At 33.7% G+C, this 300-nt stretch carries 1 protein-coding gene; it reads left to right on the forward strand.

The genetic code is table 11. From position 1 onward, the window contains the following. Nucleotides 1-95: 95 nt before the first annotated feature. Nucleotides 96-300, forward strand: a 205-nt coding sequence (locus tag CWB66_RS08445; protein WP_138585019.1) for a DUF4277 domain-containing protein, incomplete at its 3' end; no start/stop codon positions are given.

The raw sequence follows: 300 nt of genomic DNA on the forward strand, positions 1-300 counted from the left end.
AGACATTGATCAGACCAATTTCAAAAATTTCGATTTAATTTAAACGCTTAATTCTCTTTAATTTGATAAAATAACATCTCAACTTTGAGGTGTATATGAATCTAAAAATCAAACGGTTAGACCATCACGGTATTGTTTCAGGTGTTATAGAAGACTTAAAAATTGTCAGCCTTTTAGATCAATACTTACCTCAAGACGATAAACAAGAAATCACCCCCGGTGAAGCTGTAAAAGGCATGATCATGAATGGACTCGGTTTTGCCAATCGACCTTTATCACTCAGCCCTCAATTTTTTACTT

Origin of the sequence: Pseudoalteromonas sp. S558, from assembly GCF_005886635.1 — a bacterium.
GTDB classification, from domain to species: Bacteria; Pseudomonadota; Gammaproteobacteria; order Enterobacterales; family Alteromonadaceae; genus Pseudoalteromonas; species Pseudoalteromonas aliena.